The 24,923-nt window shown below is 51.3% G+C and carries 1 protein-coding gene; it reads left to right on the forward strand.

The window, feature by feature from the left end:
- Positions 1-129: 129 nt before the first annotated feature.
- A complete protein-coding gene (locus KVT36_RS09020) occupies positions 130-24,918 on the forward strand; it encodes a Calx-beta domain-containing protein (protein WP_217603163.1) in 24,789 nt (8,262 codons plus the stop codon).
- The last annotated feature ends 5 nt before the right edge of the window (positions 24,919-24,923 follow it).

Genomic DNA, 24,923 nt, shown 5'->3' on the forward strand with positions numbered 1-24,923 from the left:
GTTACCTGTTCTTGCGGTCGTTTAGCCAACAAGTTTATATCACCCTATTTTGAATTCCCCTATAGAGTTTTCCGGTTGCGCTGTTCATGACAGCCGCACAAGCCCCCTTTTACCCAAAGCTATTGCATTATGACCCGTTCAACTGTATCCATCCTGAATACCCGGTTTTTCAGCAGAGGAGGTAAGCATATCTTACTGTTGTTATGCAGCATGATCATAACAGCCACCACACTGGCTGCCAGCTTCCCGGTCACCAATACCAATGATGCCGGGCCAGGTTCATTAAGACAGGCCATTCTGGATGCAAATGCCGCAGGGGCGGGGCCGCATGCAGTGGTGTTTAACGTGTATGGGCAGATCACTCTTTTAACTTCGTTGCCTGCTATTACGGTAAAAAAGCTTACGATCGACGGGCAGAACAAGATCACTATTAACTCCACCGGAACGAATAGCATAGTGAATCCCTTTGTGATCAATGCAGACAGTGTAGCTGTCCGCAATTTTACATTGACCAATAACGGGGATATTGATTTTGATATCCTGGCAAACACAAAAGGGGTCACTATTGAGAATATACGTACTTATAGTACGGTAGGCAACTTCCTGAATGCTGTATTAAGAGTAACAGGCGCCTCTACCGATCTGACTATCCGGAACCTGACATCTTCAGATGTGGAACCCGCGAGCGGCGCCTATAACGGAAGGGCGTTCTACTTCACGGGTGGCATGCAAACCAACCTGGTAATGGATAATATCCAGCTTACTACAGCCGGCAATACCCGTGGTTCCGAAGGCATAGTGTTCCGTGACGCATCTGTGAACGGTTTCACGCTTACCAATTCCAATATCAGCGGTTTCCAGAATGCGGTTATACTGGATAATACAGGCGGGGCGGTGGAAACGGCCAACAATGTGTTGCTCAGAAGCGTAACCATTGATTCCCTTTGGAGCGGTGTAGCCCTGGGATTTTATTCTGATTTCGTTAATACCAATATACAGATCAAAAGAACGTCTATTGATCTCGATGTGATCGGTGCGGATGATGACGGGGATTATGCTATCCGGTTTGATAATACCACTAATAACGTAACCATAGATACGGTAAATATAAATGAAGATGATATCCATTATATATGGTTCAACGGTGCTGCCAGTAATATAACGATCGATCATACCACGCTCGAGAACCGGATCCCCGGCATTTATGGCGGTTCTACCCTGATCCGCTTTGAAACAACCGCCAATACGGTCAATATCAGCAACTCAGTGCTGAATGCAGATAAACCGGGTACTACGGACGAAGCGGACTATGGGATCTATTTTATTGGTGCTGCAACGGGTGTAACCATCAATAATGTGGCCATGAATGAGCTGGATGCAGATGGCATCACGGTAGCTGCTGCTGCTACCAATTTTCAGATCAATAATTCAAAGTTCACCAATAACGTAGATGGTATTGAGCTTGCCGCAAATGCGGCAAGGAATAATGTAGACATTATTAATTCCTCGTTTACCGGCAACACCCGTTCCGGTATAGTGGTGAACGGCGCCAACGCTGTTACGGATGTAGACCTTAGCGGCGATACGGTAATGAATAACGTCAACCATGGAATCTGGTTTTACGGCGGTGCAGGCGTAACAGATGCGCAGGTTACCGGTTGTGTGATCCGTAATAACGGCGGCGCAGGTATTAATAATGATGCGCCCAACAAGGTAGTCATCACCAACAACTCCATTTATAATAATACCGGCCTGGGAATAGCAAATCCTGCAGGCAACTGTACCTATACCGCGGCTGCCGGCAGAACGCCGGTGCTGGTGTCTTCCACTACGCTGGGCGGAGGGCAGTATCAGCTACAGCTCACCATTCCGAATATAACGGCAGGTGCGCAATACACGGTGGATATTTATGCGAATGATCCCGCTACGAAAAAAACGAGCGGGCAATATTTTGTTACGTCTTTAACAGGATTGAGCGCAGGCACCTCTACGCAAACGATCACTTATAATGCAGGCCCCGGCGCTACAGGACTTGGCTTCTGGACTGCCACCCTGCGCATACCCGCTAATAACTGCGGTACCTCAGAGTTCGGCAACAGCATACCCATGACCTTACAGGGCCCTGCCTGTGTAAATAATGGCATCCGTGCCTGGTACCGTGCAGACCAGGCGGTGAACGGTGTGAACTGGGGCGATATTTCCGGTAATGCCAATCACATGACGGTTGTTGGCGACCCTGATAATACAACCGGTTTGGTGAACTTTAACCCCGCCATTTATTATGACGGCAATGATGCTCACCTGGTACCGGCTGCAGCTGGCGTAACAGGCGCTTATACCATGGGAGGCATGACGCAGCTGGAAGGCACACAGAACGGCCGTGTGTTTAACAGCTCAACCGGTAATAAGCTATTCGGCTGGCACGCCAATTTTGAGAACCGCTTATATATAGAGGCATGGCTGAATACCGGAAATGCCATCACCACAAACAGTAAGCTGTATACCCTGGAAAGGGGCGCCACCGGCAGTTACGAGTTTAAGGGGAACGGTGTATCGGTAAAAACAGGAGCAGCTTCTGATGCAGGTGTGTGGACGCTGGATGTTGGCGGGGCCACTTACGGGGAATATTCAAAGGTATATGTGCCCGAAGTATTTATTTATAGCCGGGATCTTACAGCAGCGGAAATACAGCGCATTGAATCTTACATGGGCCTGAAATATGGGATCACTCTCAATAACGGCGCTACCAATTATATTACCAGCGATGGAACTGTGCAGATGTGGACAGCCGCATCCAACACCGGTTTCGGTACACGCATTACCGGCATTGGCCGGGATGATTGCAGCATGTTAAACCAGAAGCAGTCGCTGAGCCAGGATACCGGTATTGTAACCATTGCATTAGGGGATACCATTGCCGTTTCCAACGCTGCCAATACCAATACCTTCACGCAGGATAAAACCTTTTTGGTTTTCAGTGATAACAACGGCACTACTAATTATTTCACGGCAGTAACCGGCACTAATGTAACCCAGCGTATGGGCCGCATTTGGAAAGTGCAGAAAACGGCCACCTGGAATAATAGCCAGCAGGTAACGCTGCAGCTGGAAGGCGGTGTGGAGAACAATTACCTGCTTATCAGCACCGATGCTGCTTTTGGAACGCTTACCCGTGAGCTGCAATTAAGCAGCAATGGTACCATCACCCTCTCCAGTGCCGACCTGGCAGATGGCGCCTTCTTTACTTTCGGCAAGCAGCAGCGGTTCCCCGGCGGGGTGGCTGGCGGTTTACAGTCATGGGTGAAAGCCGATGCAGGTGTAACGGCTGTTAACGGGAATGTTGGCAAATGGACCGATCAGGCCGTACAAAGAGAATGGCCCAAAGCTTTTCCTGCTGTTGCTCTTCCCTGGCAGGCGAGTGCCGTTAACTATAACCCGGCCGTCAATTTTGCCGGCAACAACTATTTTACGATACCCAGTATTACAAGCGCATTTACAGCAGGAGAGATCTTCTCCGTGCAGTTCTCTAACCTGGCCGCTGCTTCCACCACTGCCAGCTTCCCCTGGGAGTTCGGTGGCGATCCAGCCAACCTTACAGACCAGTTTTACCATTATAGTAACGGTAGCCACTATACGCATTTTGGCACCAACTCACGGCCGGGCTATCCGTTAGGCGGCATCAACATGCAGAAAGCCCACCTATTAAATAACTGGAGCGCGCCCGGTAACTGGAGTCTGAACTTCGATGGCAAAACAATAGGCAGCAGCACTGCTTTCCCGGTTACTTTCAGCAGGGGAGCAGCCGTAAACAGTGCCATTGGCGCCGGGCATAACTCTATTTTCAACGGCCGCATTTCCGAAGTAATACTTTACAACCGGCAGATAACCGGCCCCGAGCGCATACAGGTGAACAGCTACCTGGCCCTGAAATACGGCCTGACCCTGAAGAATGCTTCAGGTGATCTGACCGACTACATAGCCAGTAACGGCAGCACCAGGATGTGGACCGCTTCCAAGAACACCGGCTACGGCGCGCGCATTACCGGTATTGGCCGGGATGATAACGGCGCCTTGTTCCAGAAACAAAGCCGCTCGCAGGTTGACGGGGCCACTTTAGCCATTGCAGTTGGAAGTGATTTTACTAACTCCAACGGAGAGAACCTCAGCACTATTGATAATGACCGCTCTTTCTTCACTTTCAGCGATAACGGAGGGGCAGCTACCTATACCCAGCCTGTCAGCGGATTAGGCAATGTTACCCTGCGTCAGGCGCGCATCTATAAAATAGACCGTACTAACTGGGCAAAGAGCAACATCCGGTTTGCACTCACAGGAGGAGACAGTACAAACTACCTGCTGGTGAGCAGCGATGAAACTTTTGGAGCAGGGGACCAGGTTTACCCGCTGGAAGCAGGAGGACTGGTGAACATTGACAGCGATCTGCTGCCCGACGGTGTTTATTTCACCTTCGGTAATTCCTACCGCGGCCCGGCAGGCGTAGCAGCCGGCCTGGAAGTATGGACCCGTGGGGATTCCGGTTTGGTGGGTACAGCAGCCAACATAACACAATGGAAAGACCAGGCTCCCTCAGGCCGTTTATGGGCAAAAGCAAATGGCAACGCAGTGCCGATGAATTTCAAGGATTTTAATTTCAATACCGGCGTTGGTTTCAGAGGCGCAAGCTATTTTACCCTGCCACAGTTTGCACAAACATTTACTGCCGCTGAAATATTTTCCGTTCAGCTGCAAACGCAGCCTAACAGCGCTACCGGCCAGGGATTCCCGTGGGAGTTCGGAGGTAGCTACAGCGCCGGCGCTGAGTATGCATGGGCTAACAACCATTACACCTATTTCGGTTCGTCCAATGCCCGCAGGAATTTTGTTATTCCTGCAACGGTAGACGGACGTAACCCGCACCTGCTCAATTCCTGGAGCGCGCCCAACGACTGGGCTGCCGGTTTTGACGGCAAGGTGCTGTTAACGTCGAATGTTAACACGGTAAGCCTGAACTCAGTACCACTAACTGACTATATAGGCGCCGGCCATAATACTGTTTTCTATGGAGATGTATCGGAAGTGATATTGTATTCCCGCAAGTTGAGCAATATAGAACGCCAGCAGGTGCAATCCTACCTGGCATTGAAATACGGGCTTACCCTGGGGATCGGCACTCCGGTGGATTACCTGGCCAGTAACGGCAGCACTAAGATGTGGGATGCCGCCGCCAACAGCGCTTATGCAAAACATATCACCGGCATTGGCCGGGATGACAGAGGCATGCTGTACCAGAAACAATCGCAGAGCGCAGATACCGGTATTGTTACCATCGCTGTGGGTGCAACAGTAGCCGCTTCCAACAAGGCTAATACAACGGCTGTCACCAACGATCTTTCCTTCTTTACTTTTGGAGATGACGGCGGGGCTACCACCTATCTTACCCCGGTTGCGGGTATTGCCAGCGTTAACAACCGTATGGCCCGCATTTTCAAAGCCCAGAAAACAAACTGGGTTGATCAGAATATTACGTTCAAATTATCCGGCGGCAATGCAGAAACCTACCTGCTGGTAAGCACGGATGCAAGCTTTGGCGCAGGGGATGCGGCTTATGTATTAACTGCAGACAGTACGGTAACCATTAATAGCAGCTTACTAAGCAATGGTTCCTACTTTACCTTTGCCAGGGCCATAAAAGGCCCCAATGGTGTAAAGGACGGCATTACATTCTGGTTGCGTGCCGATGATGGTAAGTCCAATGGCAGTGCGTGGAACGACTACAGTAACTTTGGCAATAATGCGTCACAGAATCTGGTAAGCGGCCAGCCTGTTACGGATGCACGCGGCCTGAACTTCAACTACAGCCTGGTGTTCGACGGCACGGACGATTTCCTGGATATTAACACTGCCCGCATAGATCCTTCTACCTCTACTGTATATGCTGTTGCCAGCGGTTCGGGATATGATGCTGTAAGGGAGCTTTTTGGCAGTGGCGCTGTAGGCTCAGCTCATGGAATGGAATTCCGGGTTGGTGCAGGCAAGCTCTCATACCTGGAAAACGCTGCGTCAGTTGCTGGCATAGGCGGCCTTAAAACCATTCTTCCTGGCAGACCCTATATCTTCAGCGCTACCCAGACGGATGCTGCCAATGGCATACGCCTGTTTGAAAATTATGCTGCTGATAACCAGGGTACCATTAATTTAACGCCCAGTACCGCCAATCTTGTTTCAATAGGCTCCCGTACCATTGCAGCCAGGGGATTATACTGGTTAGGCAGCATGGGAGAGGTGATCGCTTATAATCGCGTACTGTCGGATGTAGAACGCCAATCCGTAGAATCTTACCTGGGCCTTAAATACGGTATGACGCTGAACAACGGTGCCACCAACTACCTGGCTACAGATGGTTCTTCCTACTGGACGGCAGATGCTACCTATAAATATCGCATTACCGGTATAGGCAGGGATGATGCTACCAGTCTGAATACCAAACAATCACTAAGCGTAGATACCGGCTTTGTGACCATCGCCTTAGGCAGCGGCATTGCAATTACCAACGAACAGAATACCAATACGATCACCAACGATAAGTCATTCCTTGTTTTCGCAGACAATGGACTCTCCGGTACATCCTATGCAAATAATGTAAGTGGTACGAATGTTACCCGCCGCCTGCCACGCGTTTGGAAGGTGAATAAAACCAACTGGGCGGATCAGTCCATTACCCTGAAAGCAAATGCAACCGGTACGAATGTATATATGCTGATCAGCACTGATCCAACTTTTGCTACGATCACCCAAGAGCTGCCTCTGAATGCAGACAAGACTATTACCCTGAACAGTAGCCTGCTGCCCCACAACATCTACTTTACTTTTGGCGCTCCGGTTAAATATCCGGGCGGCGTAAGCAGCGGTACGCTGGTATGGCTGCGCGCGGATATAGGAACATCCGCCACAGCAGACAATACACCTGTAAGCAGCTGGAACGACTACAGCCCCAACATGAACAACGTGTTGCAGGCTACGCCGGCCAATCAACCATTGTATCTCAATAATGCCACCAGCAACCTGAACTTTAACCCTGTGGTAAGGTTTAATGGTGCTCCTAATGCGATGGCCGGTAACTCTATGCTGAAGACCGGCACCTACAACGGCGCTGCCGCTTTCTTTGTGGGCAACCAGGCAGCGGCCGTTGCAACTGTTATTTACACGGAACCCTCTGGTACAGGTACCCAGTTTACGCTGCATGCTACCTGGTCTGATAATATTGTGTACTGGGATGCTCCTTATACCAGTAACCGCCTAACCTATAATACGGGTGGCATCAATAATCAAACGATCCTCTGGACAACCACCAGCGACATTAGCCTTGCAGCCAATAAGCAGGCCATCTACAAGAATGGCTTAAGCGTGGCTACAGGTAATAATACCAGCACCTTTACCGGTAACAACAGCCCCTTCCAGCTGGGTTATAATGCTGGTAACTCCTATAACGGCCGCATGGGTGACCTGATCGTTTATGCAAATGCGCTGACACCCATTGAGCAGCAGCGCGTAAATACATATCTCGCCATCAAGTACGGCATTACCCTGAACAACGGCGCTACAGATTACCTGGCCACCAATGGCACTACCAAAGTATGGGATGCCGCTGCCAACAGCGCTTATAAGAACAACATTGCCGGCATAGGCCGTGACGATGCGGAAGACCTGCAGCAAAAGCAGAGCCGCAGCATTAACCCCGGTATGCAGCTGGCCATTGGCCTGGGCAGCCTTGCCGAAACAAATGCCGGCAACACCAATACCTTCGCCGCAGACAGAACATACATGCTGTGGAGCGATGATGGCGCCAGCACATTGTTTAAAACAGCCATTACGGGCAATCCTGCCGTGAACTTTCGCATGACCCGTATCTGGAAAGCGCAGGAAACAGCTACCGTAGGTAATGTGCAGATCGCAGTGCCTTATGATGCGCTGCCCAACGCAAATGGAACCTTCCTCATTATAAGTAACGATGCAACCTTTGATGGAACAGACCAGTTCCTCCCATTAACCGAAATAACCCTGAATGGAGTGAAACACTATGCCGCCACTGTTGATGTGGTGAACGGACAGTACTTCAGCTTTGCGTCTTCTATCAAGGCGCCCGGCGGCGTAGTGGGTACTTCACTCTGGTTACGTGCAGATGCAGGTACTTCCAGCACTACTGATAATACTGCTATCAGCGGCTGGACAGATTATGCATCAGAGCTGAATAATGCAACGCAGGTTACAGCAGCTAGCCAGCCCCTGTACCTGAATAACACTGCAAACAATACCAATTTTAACCCGGTAGTGAAGCTGGATGGTGCTGATTACATGGATCTGAATATCACCAAGCTGCCGGTAGGTACCACTGCCAGAACATTCTTCACCACCGGTAGCTTAACCAGCACCGCCGGCGGTAATAAGTTTATTATCGCATATGGAGCCGGAGCTACCAACGTGGGTAGTGGTATGGCGGTCGTAAGTGGGAACGGAACAGCCGATTTTGTGGGATGGGCCAATGATGTAACAAGTGCTGCCGGCAACTGGCAGCCAGGCGTGTTTAATGAAATGGCGGGCGTATGGGCAGGTAATGGCGGCAATGCCACCCTGTACAGCAAGATGAAGGTTTTAGGCGGGCCGGTGGCCAAGGCATGGAATACTGGCAACGTAGCGGCCGGAATAGGCGCCTGGCCCTGGGATCGTGCCCAGGCATGGAACGGCGTAATAGGTGATGTTATCGTATATCCTGCTGCGTTAACCCCCAATGAGCTGCAGCGTGTGTCCACTTACCTGGCTGTTAAGTACGGCTATACAATAGATCAGACCTCTGCCACCGACTACCTGGCTACCGACGGCACTACTAAGGTATGGGACGCCACCGCCAACACTGCCTATAAGAACAACATCACGGGTATAGGCCGCGATGATGTAGAAGGTCTTGCACAGAAGCAATCCAGAAGCACCAACACAGGCTTCCAGCCCATAGTGGGCCTGGGCGCTATTGCAAAGGATAACCTTTCAAACGCTAATAACTTTACTGCTGATAAAACATACCTGGTATGGGGTGATGATGGTGCTTCCACCGGCTTCGCCACTGCCATGACAGGGATACAGGGTATTACCGCCCGTATGACCCGTATCTGGAAAGTACAGGAAACCGGTACGGTAGGTAACGTGCAAATAGCTATTCCTGCCACTGCTGTATCCTCCAGCGTTTCATCGCCCCAGCTGGTGCTGAGCAATGATGCAGCTATTGATGGAAATGACCAGTACAGCGCACTTTCATTGACCACTATAGATGGTGTGGACTACTACACGGCTACCGTTGACCTGAACAATGGCCAGTACTTCACCTTTGCCGCGCTGGTAACAGCACCGGGTGGTGTGCTGGGCGATGTATTGTGGGTGAAAGCAGATGCCGGCGTAGAGGTGGATGGCAGCAACCAGGTGGAACAGTGGATAGACCAGAGCGGCAGCAACAATACAGTTACAGAGCTGCGCGCCTCCACGATTAGCCATACAGATCCCATTACACCTACTGCAGCAATTGTGCAGGTGCCGGGCGCCATCAACTTCAACCCTTCACTTGATTTCACCGGCGCTGCGAGCAGATCCCTGAAAGGTAATGCTGTTGCTGACTGGAATGCTACTGCAACAACCCTCTTTAGTGTAAGCGTAGTGGAAGGCCCAATGGGTAATGCCAGTGCCGGATCCTTTGGAGGTGTATTTGACGGGTTAAACGACTGGATATCTGACAGCCCGACGCCTTCAGCGGGGATGGGCCTGAATGCTGGCCCGGCTGGTTATCAACTTGATGGATCTGGCTGTTCGCCGGCAGTAAGCACTTCACCCAGCACGGGAACGCCAAGAGCGGTCCGCGGGATCTATAACACGCCCGGTAACGGTCTTAATAGCCAGTTGGCGGTAAATGGCAGAATCGAAGTAGCTGCCGGTACAAACTGTCTCGGTTATGCAACGACCCTATTCGAAGTAGGCGGCCGCACATCAGGAGCCGCTGTATATGATGCCCGTATCTTTAATGGTAAGATACCGGAAGTGATCGTTTACAGGTCCGCACTTTCAGCAACAGAAAGCAACCGTGTAGAATCTTATCTCGGTATCAAATACGGCCTGACGCTTGATCAGACCACCGCCACCGATTACGTAGCATCAGATGCTTCCATTATGTGGAATGCTGCTGCTAACGGAGCCTATAAGATCAATATAGCCGGCATTGGCCGCGACGATGCTTCAGCTTTACAACAGAAGCAGTCACGCAGCGTAAACCCCGGCAGCATATTGAGCCTTGGCCTGCGCACCATTGCAGCCACCAATGCGGATAATACCAACACGTTTGCCACTGACAGAAGTTTCTTTATGGTGGCCAGCAACAGCGCAGCTTTAACCGTAACCGGTACAGACCTGCCTGTTGGCAGCTGTATCAGCGAACGCCTTACCCAGGAATGGAAAGCATCGCTCGCCAATTACGATATCAGTACGCATCCGCTGCGCCTGCAGTTTGACCTTAGCGGCATCACCGTAGCAGGCGCCGATGCCAGTGATTTCACTATGATGATAGACCAGGATGGGGATGGGAATTTTGCTACCGGCGCCGTTACAGAAATACCTGCATCAGACTTTAATACCGGCGTTGTGGGCTTTGATAACGTAAGCGCGCTTACCAACGGCGCAGTGTTCACACTGATCACCAGCCATCCTGAACGCAGCGCTAACCTGGTGCAGGATGCTACTGTAAGAACAGTGACCGCTACCTGTATTGAAAACGGAACCTTGTATTTTATTGACCCATCTGATCCGAATAAATACATCGCCAGCATTACGCTGAACGGTAATACCATGGACGTTACCAAGCTTTCTGCCGTAATAGATGTGAACAGGGATATGAGCGCTGCACTCGGTAAGAACAGCGGTACGGATTATGGTACACAGCTCATGCGCAGGCTGCTGCAGATCACTTACACCGGCGCTGACCTTACACAGAACGCCGGCGTTACCCTGCGCCTGTTCTGGAATCCCGTGGAAAGGACCAATGCGGAAACCGCACTTTCCGGCACCCGCGGTGTAACAGGCGTTCAAAAATGGGCATGGTTCAAACACAACGGTGATATTACCGCTACCCTGGCAGACCTGGCTCCGCAAGGCCTGGCAAACATTACCGAATTGGTGCCCACAGCCAGCGGCCAGCAGGATGGTGTTGACTATGTGGAATTCAGCGGCATTGAGAGCTTCTCTACCTTCGGTGGCGTAACCACCGCCAACCAGATCCTGAGTATCCTGAAGGTACAGGATGGCACAGAAGGCACTCAGGACGGTGCTTTCAGCATTAGTCTGCCAACAGGCGTAATGTCCACTGAAGACCTCACCGTGAACTATACCGTCACCGGTACCGCAACTAACGGCACCGACTATACTGCATTAACCGGTACCGCAACATTCCCCGCCGGTAGTAATAGTATAACCCTGCCCGTTACTGTAACAGACGATAACATTATTGAGGCAGCAGAAGGGCTGACCGTTACGCTGAACACTGCAACGGGTAATACCAGCAGCACAACCTATACGATCGGCACCGTGAATAATGCTGCCGTAGTAATTAATGATAATGATAGCAATGATCCGGCAAAAACCGTAATAGCCGTAGCTAAAGGCAGTGATGCCATAGAAGCAGGCAGCAGCGGTGGCTTTAACATTAGCCTGCCAGCAGGGGTTACCGCATCTGAAGACATTACGGTGAACTATTCCATTACCGGTACTGCCACACCGGGCGTGGATTATGGCACCCTGAGCGGATCTGTGGTGATCCCTGCCGGACAGAATGGGGTAGTGGTGCCGGTAACCGCCGTAGACGATCAGCTGATCGAGAATACAGAAACCGTTGTATTAACGGTAACAGGCGGCAGCTCAACCAGCTTCACCTTCACATCCAGCACTACCAGCGGTAACGCCACCGTGAACATAACAGATGATGATAATAACCCGGCTAACCGTATACTGAGCATCACCAAAACGGCGGACGGTGCGGAACCGGCCACCGGCGCTGCATTCAGTATAAGCCTGCCTGCAGGTGTTATACCTTCGGAAGCCATCACGGTGAATTATAATATTGCAGGTACAGCCACAGGTGGCACTGATTACACAGCCTTAAGCGGCACGGTTACCATACCTGCCGGTCAGAATAGTATATCCATTCCTGTTACTGTTACCGATGACCAGATCATTGAAACAACAGAAACGGTATTATTAACAGTAACCGGTGGTACCTCTGCCAGCTTTACCTATGCTGCCAGCACCACTAACGGCAGCGCTTCGGCCAGCATAGCGGATAACGATAACACGGCAGCCAATCGTGTGCTGAGCGTGGTAAAAACCACCGATGCAGCAGAACCGGGTACCAATGGCGCCTTCAGCATCAGCCTGCCCACCGGTATTACTGCAGCGGAACCAATTACAGTTACCTATACCGCTAGCGGTACAGCTGCCAGTGGCACTGATTATACAGCGTTAAGCGGCACCGTTACCATACCGGCAGGACAGAACAGTGTATCCGTACCCGTAACAGTACTGGACGACCAGATCATAGAGAACACTGAAACAGTGATCTTAACAGCCACAGGTGGCGCTTCCACCAGCTTTACATTCACTATCAGCAGCACCGGTACAAGCGCTACGGTAAATATTGCCGATGATGATAACACCGCCGCTAACCGCGTATTAAGCGTGAGCAACACCGGCGACGCAGCAGAACCGGCGACCAATGGTGCATTTTCTATCAGCCTGCCTGCAGGTTTCACCTCTTCCGAACCTATTACCGTAACTTATACGACAGGCGGTACAGCTACAAACGGCACTGACTATGCTAACCTGACCGGTACGGTAGTAATACCTGCAGGCCAGAACAGTGTAACGGTGCCCGTAGCTGTTACCGATGATCAGCTGCTGGAAAGTACCGAAACAGTGATCCTAACAGCCACAGGTGGCGTTTCCACCAGTTTTACGTTCACAGCCAGCACTACCAATGATAATGCTACCGTAAATATTACGGATGATGATAACACACCGGCCAATCGTGTGCTCAGCATCACCAAAACAGCAGATGCAGCAGAACCATCCACCAACGGAGGGTTCAGCATTAGCTTGCCCACTGGTATCACTGCTTCAGAACCGGTTACAATTTCCTATACTATTGGCGGTACATCTACTAACGGTACCGACTACACTACACTGAACGGTACGGTAACCTTACCTGCCGGCCAGAACAGTGTAGCCGTACCGGTTACCGTTACCAACGACCAGGTAATAGAGAATACAGAAACAATAGTGCTGACAGTGACCGGAGGTACCAGCACAAACTTTACTTATACTGCCAGCACTACCAATGGAAGCGCCTCTGCAAATATCGCGGATGACGATAATACCGCGGCTAACCGTGTGCTGAGCGTAAGCAACACTGCAAATGCAGCAGAACCGGGTACTAATGGCGCCTTCAGCATCAGCCTGCCAGCAGGCGTAACAGCCGCTGAGGACATTACGGTGAATTATACAATGGCCGGTACAGCCACCAGTGGAACAGATTATACCGCCCTGGGTGCTACAGTAACCATACCTGCCGGCCAGAATAGTGTAACCGTACCGGTAACTGTTACCGATGACCAGATCATTGAGCCGGCAGAGACAGTTATAATGACTATTACCGGCGGAACCGCACCTAGCTTCAGCTTTACAGCCTCTGCAACAGGTAAAACCGCTACAGTGAACATTGCGGATAATGATAATACCCCGGCCAATCTCAGGGCAATAGTTACAACCGCGCGTGACGGGGCAGAAGGCGGCTCCACATTCAGGTTCAATTTCCAGCTTCCGGCGGGGATCAGCTCTTCTGAAACAGTTACCATAAATTATACAATAGGCGGTACTGCGGTATTTAATACCGACTATACGAATACCGCAGTTGGGGCAAAATTCACGGGAACAATAACTATACCGCCGGGAGGAGGTACCGCTTTGATCGGTACCGTGGTAGATGACCCGATCATTGAAGGCACCGAAACAGTGGTGATCACCATCACCGGCGCCTCTTCACCCAGCTATACCTTTACCCCGGATCCTGTTCAGGGCAGCGCTACTGCAAACATTGCTGATAATGACGACATACCGGCCAATCGTGTGCTCAGCATCACCAAAGCCGGGGATGCAGCCGAACCGGCAACAAACAATATTTTCAATATTAACCTGCCTGCAGGAGTAACAATGTCCGAGCCTGTAACGGTGAATTACACTGTAAGCGGCACGGCTGCCGCCGGAACGGATTACGCTAACCTTAGCGGCGCTGTTACCATCCCTGCCGGTGCAAATGGTACCACACTGCCTTTAAATGTGATTGATGATAAATTCATCGAGAATACGGAAACAGTAGTGGTTACTATTACCGGTGGCACTTCCCCCAGCTTTACTTTCACTGCCAGCCCAACTGATGGCGACGAAACGATGAACATTGCAGATGATGATAATACGGCAGCCAATCGTGTGCTTAGTATCCAGAAGCTGACCGATGTAGAAGAACCGGCCACCAATGGCGCCTTCAGGATCAGTCTTCCGCCGCTGATCAGGTCTTCCGAACCCGTTACCGTGAATTACACTGTAACTGGTACAGGTACTAACGGCACTGACTATACGACGCTTACCGGATCTGTGGTTTTACCTGCCGGCCAGAATAGCGCACTCATATCAGTAGATGTAATAGACGACCAGATCATAGAAGGTACAGAAACGGTAATAACTACTGTTACCGGCGGTGCTTCCACCAGCTTTGCCTTTACGGCCAGCACTACCAATAGCAGCGCTACAGCCAATATCCTGGATGATGATAACATAGCCGCTAACCAGGTGCTTAGCGTAAGCAAAGGCGGTGATGCAGCAGAACCAGGTACTAATGGCGCCTTTACCATTAGCCTGCCTGCAGGTTATACCGTAGCACAACCAGTTACCATCAGCTATACCATAGCAGGTACTGCTACCAGCGGCACAGATTATACTGCGCTGAGCGGCACGGTAGTATTACCGGCTGGCCAGAACAGTGTAAATGTACCGGTAGCCGTGATCAATGATGCATTCGTAGAAAATACAGAAACAGTAGTACTCACACTTACCGGCGGCGCTTCCACAGACTTTACGTTCACAGCCAGCACTACCGGCAGCAGTGCCATGGTGAATATTACAGATGATGAGAATACGCCGGCTAACCGTGTACTGAGTGTTACCAATACCGGGAACGCAGCAGAACCGGGCACTAACGGCAGCTTCACTATCAGCCTGCCCACAGGTGTAACACCGTCAGAAGATGTAACAGTAACTTATACCATTAGCGGCACTGCCACAGCGGTGAACGACTACACAGCATTAAGCGGCACGGCCACCATTCCGGCTGGTCAGAACAGTGTAGTGGTGCCTGTAACGGTTGCCAATGACCAGATTATAGAAGGTACAGAAACCGTGATCCTTACCGTAAGCAGCGGCGCTTCTGCCAGCTTCACCTATACGGCCAGTGCCACCAATGCCAGTGCTACCGTAAACATAGCAGATGATGATAATACCGCTGCCAACCAGGTACTTGCGATCACTAAAACAGCGGATGCAGCCGAACCAGGCACCAGCGGCAGCTTTGCCGTAAGCCTGCCCACCGGCATTACTGCTGCCAGGGATATACAGGTAACCTACAGCGTAGGCGCCGGTACAGCTACACCTGGCACTGATTACCGTGCCATCACCGGTACAGTAACTATACCGGCAGGGGCAAACAGCGTGAGCATTCCTGTGATTGTTATAGACAATACCGTAATAGAGCCCACCGAAACCGTGATCCTCGACATCAGCGGTGGCACTGATACGCAGCTTAGTTATACCGTAGCTTCCGGCGGCGGCAGCGCCACCGTGAACATCGCGGATAATGACCAGGTAGCCAATAGTAATATTGTGCTGCTTACAAAAGTATCCGACGCTATAGAAGGCGGCACCAACGGCCAGTACAGGATCTCCCTGCCGCCGGGTGTTACCAGCTCCGAAGACGTGGTAATTACTTTCAACACTACAGGCACTGCTTTCACCACAACCGATTATACCTTGTTGGGTCTGTCCTCCGGCAATATCGTTATCCCTGCAGGGGCCAATGAAGTGTACATTGATGTAGATGCCGGTAACGACGGCATCATAGAAGGCCCTGAAACCGTGGTGCTCAATCTCACAGGTGCTGCTTCTTCCAGTTATCCGTTCACAATAGACCCTTCAGGCAATGGGGCGGTGGTGAACATTGTGGATGCCAATGCTGCAAGCAGTACCCCATTACAGGTGATCACCGGCACTAATGCAGCAGAACCGGCCACCAACGGTACCTTCACCGTGAAGCTGGCAGGCGTTGCTACATCAGCATGGCCCGTTACAGTAGGGTATCGTGTGTCCGGTACCGCTGTTTCCGGCCTGGACTACGCGGGCATCGGTAGTGTCGTGATCCCCGCAAACACCAACAGCGTAACAGTCAACCTCAATGTGCTGGATGACCAGATCATTGAGCCTGCTGAAACAATGACGTTCACGCTCTTGTCCGGCAGCGCTACAGATGGCGGCGGTAATGCCTTCATTTTCCCGCCGGATCCGGCTAACGATGATATTACCGTGAACATTGCGGATAATGACGCCACTGCCGCCAACCAGGTGCTGGCTGTAGTGAAAACCACCGATGCCGCCGAACCAGGCACCCCGGGTACTTACACCGTGAGCCTGCCTGCCGGTTATACTTCCAGCGCCAATCTTACACTTTCATACACCATGAGCGGCACTGCTACCCGCAATACCGACTATACTATCTTCACGATCACACTGCCGGCTAACTCCAACAGCATAACGCTGCCATTAAACGTAACAGACGATAAGATCATAGAGAATACGGAAACGGCTATACTCAATCTCAGCGGTGGTACCGATGGTAACAGCTTTACCTATACCGCTGCTCCGGGCAGTAACACTGCAACGCTGAACATTGCAGATAACGATAACACCGCCGCTAATAAGGCACTGCTGGTAACCAATACGGCAGATGCTGCCGAACCGGCCACCAATGGCGCCTTCAGTATCAGCCTGCCAGCAGGTTATACATCGGCTGAACCGGTTACCGTGAGCTATACCGTAGCAGGTACCGCCACCAGCGGCACTGATTACGCTGCACTCAGCGGAACAGTGGTATTACCTGCCGGTGCTAATAGTGTAAGTGTACCCGTAACCGTAATAAACGACAACCTGATAGAAAATACCGAAACCGTAGCGCTCACCCTCACCGGAGGTGCATCTGCCAGCTTTACATTTACACCGGCTACCGGCAACGACAATGCCATTGTAAATATCACAGATGATGAAAATACCCCGGCTAACCTGGTGCTGGCTATAGATCCCGTAAACAATGGAGCAGAGGGCGGCGCCAATGCTGATTTCAGGGCCTACCTGGCAACAGGTGTTACCACTGCTGAAGCCATTACGGTAAATTATACCATTAGCGGTACGGCCATAAACGGCACGGATTATACTACCCTGAGCGGTACAGCAACAATCCCTGCGGGAGCGGGCAGCGTGATCATAAACGCAGTGCCTGCAGATGACCAGATCATAGAAGGTACGGAAACCGTAGCGCTTACCCTTACCGGCGGCGCCTCTAACAGCTTTACCTTCACCGCCAGTACTACGAATGCCAGCGCTACGCGCAATATTGCAGATAATGACAACACCGCCGCTAACCAGGTGCTCAGCATTGCTAAAACAGCCGATGCATCAGAACCGGGTACCAACGGCGCCTTCCGTATTAACCTGCCTGCAGGTGTCACCGCAGCAGAGCCCATTACGGTAAATTATACAATTACAGGTACAGCCATCAACGGCACGGATTATACCACCCTGGCTGGTACAGTGCTGATACCTGCGGGCCGGAACGGCGTAAATGTAACAGTACCTGTACTGGACGACGACATCATAGAAAATACCGAAACAGTGATCTCAACGCTGACCGGCGGCGCCAGCACCAGCTTTACGTTCACCGCCAGCAGCACCAATGGTACCGCCACGGTAAATATTGCAGATGACGATAACACCCCGGCTAACCAGGTACTGAGCGTGGTAAGGACCACGGATGCCGCAGAACCGTCTACTAATGGCGCCTTTACCATTAGCTTACCGGCAGGTGTAACAGCAGCAGAACCTATTACAGTGAATTATACCATGGGCGGCAGCGCTGTTAATGGAACAGACTATGCAAACCTGGGTGGAACTGTTGTGATACCGGCAGGACAAAACGGTATAACCGTACCCGTAACTGTTACCGATGACCAGATCATTGAGAGCACAGAAACTGTTGTACTGACCCTTACCGGTGGCGCAAGCACCAGCTTTACATTTACAGCCAGCACTACCAGTGGCAATGCAACCGTAAATATTGCCGATGATGATAATACGCCGGCTAACCTGGTGTTGAATGTGGCCAAAACGGCCGATGCTGCAGAACCGGGCACTAACGGTACATTTACCATCACCCTGCCGGGAGGCGTTACAGCTGCCGAAGATATTACGGTGAACTATACCGTATCCGGTACAGCCACCAGTGGAACAGATTATACATCCATCGGCAGCTCCATTGTATTACCGGCAGGTCAGAACAGTGTAACCGTACCGGTTACTGTAACAGATGACCAGATCATTGAAAATACAGAAACCGTAATAATAAGCCTTAGCGGCGGTACCTCTGCCAGCCTCACATTAACGGCCAGCGCTGCCAATGGCAATGCCGCAATGGATCTTGCAGATAACGATAATACCCCGGCCAACCTGGTGCTGAGCATTGCCAACACCGGCGATGCGGCAGAACCGGCCACCGATGGCAGCTTTAGTATCAGCCTGCCTGCAGGCATTACCGCAGCTGAAAGCATTACGGTGAATTATACCGTAACAGGTACTGCCACTGGCGGTACCGACTATACGCCTTTGAGCAGCTCCGTAACAATACCCGCTGGTCAGAATAGTGTGTCCGTGCCAGTTACCGTAACGGATGATAAGCTGATAGAAAATACAGAAACAGTAATAACAACGCTCACCGGTGGCGCCAGCACCAGCTTTACGCTTACAGCCAGCACTACCAGTGGCAATGCAACTGTAAATATTACAGATGATGATAACACGGCAGCTAACCGCGTGCTGAGTGTTGTAAAAACAGGCGACGGTGCAGAACCAGGCACCAACGGCACTTTCAGCGTTAGTCTTCCGGCCGGTATTACCGCCGCTGAAGATATTACCGTGACTTACACCATAGGTGGCACTGCTACCAGTGGTACAGACTATACAGCCCTCAGTGGTACAGCAGTAATAACAGCAGGTCAGAACAGCGTGGCCATACCCGTGCCTGTGCTGGATGATCAGCTGATAGAAGGCACGGAAACCGTAATGCTCACCCTCACAGCCGGCGCCAGCACCAGCTTTGCATTCACTGCCAGCAGCACCAGTGGTAATGCTACTGTGAATATTGCAGACAATGACAATACCGCTGCTAACCGTGTGCTGAGCGTAGTGAAAACAACCGATGCCGCAGAACTGGGCACCAATGGTACCTTCACCATTAGCCTGCCTGCAGGTATCACAGCCGCTGAAAACGTAACAATAACTTATACAGCCGCAGGTACAGCCACCAGCGGTGCTGATTACACCGCATTGAGCGGATCAGTAGTGTTACCGGCGGGCCAGCATAGTGTAACCGTTACCGTGCCGGTGCTGAACGACCAGATCATAGAAAACACCGAAACGGTGATATTAACGCTTACCGGTGGCGCATCTGCCAGCTTTGCGTTCACTGCCAGCAGTACCAGTGGTAATGCTACAGTAAATATTACGGATGATGACAACACCCCAGCTAACCTGGTACTAAGCATTACCAATACAACCGATGGGGCAGAACCGGCTACCAATGGCGCCTTTAACGTAAGCCTGCCCGCTGGTATCACGGCAGCAGAAGCCATTACCGTAAATTATACGGTAAGTGGTACAGCCACAGGTGGCGCCGATTACACCACCTTAAGTGGTACGGTGGTAATACCTGCCGGCCAGAATAGTGTGGCAGCACCAGTAACAGTAACGAACGATCAGATCATTGAGAATACGGAAACGGTTATAGCAACCGTTTCGGGGGGATCTTCTGCCAGCTTTACGCTTACGGCAAGCACTACCAATGGCAATGCTACGGTAAATATTACCGACGATGATAATACCGCGGCTAACCTGGTATTAAGCGTAAACAATGCAGGTGATGCTGCAGAACCGGCTACAAACGGCAGCTTCAGCATCGCCCTGCCTGGTGGGGTAACGGCATCTGAAGATATTACTGTGAATTATACCATCAGCGGCACAGCGGTGAATGGTACTGATTATGCCACCCTGAATGGCTCCGTAGTAATACCGGCCGGCCAGAATAGTATAACCGTACCGGTTACTGTGATCAATGACCAGCTCATTGAAAATACCGAAACCGTGATCATGACGCTTACCGGCGGCGCCAGCACCAGCTTTACACTTACCGCCAGCGCCACTAACGGTAATGCCACGGTGAACATTACAGATGATGAGAGCACACCTGCCAACCTGGTACTGAGCGTTGTAAAAACACTGGATGCCACAGAACCGGGTACCAATGGCGCCTTTACGGTTAGCCTGCCGGTAGGTGTTATTAGCGCTGAGGACATTACTGTGAGCTACACCATCAGTGGTACGGCTATTGGCGGCACTGATTACACCACCCTGAGTGGTACCATTACCATTCCTGCCGGCCAGAATAGTGTGAGTGTTCCCGTAGCTGTGATCGATGACCAGGTTATTGAACCAGCTGAAACCGTGATCCTGACCCTTACCGGTGGTACCTCTGCCAGCTTTACATTCACGGCCAGCACCACCAATAGTAATGCTACGGTGAATATTGCAGATGATGATAACACAGCGGCCAACCGTGTGCTGAGTGTTGCCAAAACAACCGATGCGGCAGAACCAGGTACCAACGGCGCCTTTAACATTAGTTTGTCCGCAGGCGTAACAGCATCTGAGGACATTACCGTGAATTACGCGGTAACAGGTACTGCTGCAAACGGTACGGATTATACTACCCTAAGTGGTACAGTAGTAATACCGGCGGGCCAGAACAGCGTTGCCGTACCGGTAACTGTTACCAATGACCAGATCATAGAGGCCACAGAAACAGTAGTGCTTACGGTCACCAACGGTACATCTGCCAGCTTTGCATTTACGGCAAGTAGTACCAATGGTAACGCCACCGTGAATATTGCGGATGACGACGCCATACCGGCTAACATGGTACTCAGCGTAACAAAAACAGCTGATGGAAGCGAGCCAGGTACCAATGGAACATTTACTATCAGCTTACCTGCCGGTATAACGGTAGCAAATAACCTTACCGTAAACTATACCATCAGCGGCAGCGCTACAGCCGGTGCAGACTACAGCACCCTGGGCGGAACCGTAGTGATCCCGGCCGGCCAGAATAGTATAACCGTTCCAGTTACCATACTGGACGATCAGCTCATAGAACCAACAGAAACAGTGATCCTCACCCTTAACGGCGGTACGGCTGCAACCTTCACCTTTACGGCCAGCAGCACCAATGGTAATGCTACCGTTAATATAACAGATGATGAGAGCACCCCGGCTAACCTGGTGTTGAGTGTAACCAAAACAACCGATGCAGCAGAACCAGGCACTAATGGCGCCTTTAGCATTAGCCTGCCTAACGGCATCATACCATCTGAAGACATTACGGTAAATTATACCATAGCTGGTACGGCTGCCAGCGGCACGGATTATACTGCCATCAGTGGTACGGCCACTATCCCTGCAGGCGCCAACAGCGTGAGCATACCGGTTATTGTAACAGATGACCAGGTGATAGAGCCAACCGAAACCGTAACCCTGGCGCTCACCGGTGGTACATCTGCCAGCTACAGCTATACCGTAAGCGCTGCAAATGGCAACGCTACTGTGAATATTACAGACAACGAAAGCGCCACACCTGCAAACCTGGTGCTGAGCATAACGAAGGACACTGACAGCGCCGAACCGGCTACGAACGGTAGCTTTAATATCAGCCTGCCTGCCGGTATCACTTCATCAGAGAACATTACGGTGAATTATACCATTGCAGGTACCGCTACCGCAGGCACAGATTACACTACCCTGAATGGCACAGTAGTAATACCGGCCGGCCAGAATAGTGTAGGCGTACCGGTTACCGTGATAAACGACCAGGTGATAGAGCAAACAGAAACCGTGATAGCAACACTCACCGGCGGCACTTCTACCAGCTTTACATTTACTCCTGGCACAACGAATGGTAATGCCACCGTGAATATTACAGATGATGAAGCCAGCACTCCGGCTAACCTGGTGCTGAGCGTTACCAAAGGAACTGACGGCGCAGAACCGGCTACTAACGGCAGCTTTAACATTAGCCTGCCGGCAGGTATCACTTCATCTGAAGCCATTACCCTGAGCTATACCATAGCAGGTACAGCCACCGCAGGTGCAGACTACACAGCTCTTAGCGGCACAGTAACCATCCCTGCAGGTACAAACAGCATAAGCATACCGGTTACCGTAACAGATGATCAGGTGATAGAACAAACAGAAACGGTGATCATGACGCTTACCGGTGGCAGCAGCAGCAGCTTTACATTCACAGCTGGTGGCAATGCTACCGTGAATATCACCGATAATGAAGCCAGCACACCAGCTAACCTGGTGCTTACGGTAACCAAAGGTGCCGACGGCGCAGAACCGTCCACTAACGGCAGCTTTACCATCAGCCTGCCGGTAGGTATCACTTCATCAGAAGACATTACGGTGAACTATACCATAGCAGGTACGGCTACCGCAGGTGCAGACTATACCGCCCTTACCGGCACCGTAACTATCCCTGCAGGCACAAACAGCGTAAGCATACCGGTAACCGTAATGAGCGACCTGCTGATAGAGCAAACCGAAACCGTGATCATGACGCTTAGCGGAGGTACCTCCACCAGCTTTACTTTCACCGCCACAGGCAATGCCACGGTGAATATTACAGATGAAAGTAACCCGGCTAATCTGGTGCTGAGTGTAACAAAAACAACCGACGGCGCAGAACCGGCTACCAGCGGCAGCTTTAATATTAGCCTGCCCACCGGTATAATGGCTGCTGAAGCCATCACTGTAAATTATACGGTAAGCGGTACGGCTACAGCCGGCACAGATTATACCACGCTTACCGGCACGGTTGTAATACCCGCAGGCGCCAATAGCGTAAGTGTGCCGGTAACTGTAACTGACGATCAGGTGATAGAGGGAACCGAAACAGTGATCCTGACACTGACCGGCGGCACATCTGCCAGCTTCACCTATACACCCAGCACTACGAATGGTAATGCTACGGTAAATATTACGGATGATGAGAACATCCCCGCTAACCTGGTGCTGAATGTAACCGGTACCAGTGCAGCAGCAGAACCAGCTGCCAATGGCTCCTTTACCATTGGCCTGCCGGCAGGGCTTACTGCAGCTCAGGATATTACGGTTACCTATACCATAGGTGGTACTGCCACCGCTGGTAATGACTATACAGCGCTTACCGGTACCATTGTGATACCGGCTGGCCAGAACAGTGTAACCGTACCAGTTAGTGTACTGGATGATGACCTGATAGAACCATCAGAAACAGTAACAGCCACTATAACAGGCGGCACTGCCACTGGCTTCACCTTTACGCCGGGCAGCACGAATGTAGCCACGGTAACCATTGCAGATGATGACCATGCAAACCTGAACCTGGTAATAAGAGCCAGCAAGCCGGATGCAGCAGAACCAGCCACTAATGGTGAATACACCATCAGCCTGGCTGGTGGTAAACGCACGGCAGCACCCATTACCCTGCAATACATGATAAGTGGTACCGCTACACTGGATGCAGATTACAGGGCCATTACCGGCACCACCACTATCCCGGCAGGTGCGAACAACGTGAGCATTCCGGTAACAGTGATAGATGACAGCGAAGTTGAACCTGCAGAAACGGTGGTATTTATGCTCACCGGCGGACAATCAGCTGACTACACGTATACGGTAACCGCACCAACAGAGGCTACCGTAACCATTACGGACAATGATAAGCTGGCAGGCGACCTGCTGATCACCAAAGAAGTAGTAGTGCCCGCAGTAGGTCCCTACCGGATGGGACAAGACCTGACCTACCGGATAACGGTAACGAATAAGGGTAACATAGCCGTAACGGGCATAAAAGCAGAAGACCGCTTGCCGGTACAGCTGGATGTACCTACGCATACCTCTGCGGAAAGAGGCGTGGTAACAGTAACGCCCAATACCAAGCTGGTAGAATGGAGCATAGGCGATCTGCAGCCGGGCAGCACCGTACAGATGACGCTTACCTCCCGTGTAATAGAAGGCGGACAGCTGATCAACGAAGCATCAGCCTACAGCGCAGACATGCCGGATGCAGATTCTTCCGATAACGTTGCCGCTTCCAGCATAGCAATAGAAGGTACAGACCTGTCCTTCCCGAATACGATCACACCCAACGGCGATGGCAAGAATGAAAGGTTCATCATCGGCGGTCTGGAAAAGTATCCGGGTTCAGGCCTGTATATCTATAACCGCTGGGGTGGTATGGTGTACCAGTCAAAAGATTACCGTAATGACTGGAATGGATCGGACCTGAATGAAAGTACATACTACTATATACTGGAAGTGAAGAAGCCGGACGGCATCAGGAAGTATAAAGGCTGGGTAACAATAGTACGGTAAAAGAC

It is taken from the genome of Chitinophaga sp. GbtcB8, assembly GCF_019091455.1.
Taxonomy (GTDB): domain Bacteria; phylum Bacteroidota; class Bacteroidia; order Chitinophagales; family Chitinophagaceae; genus Chitinophaga.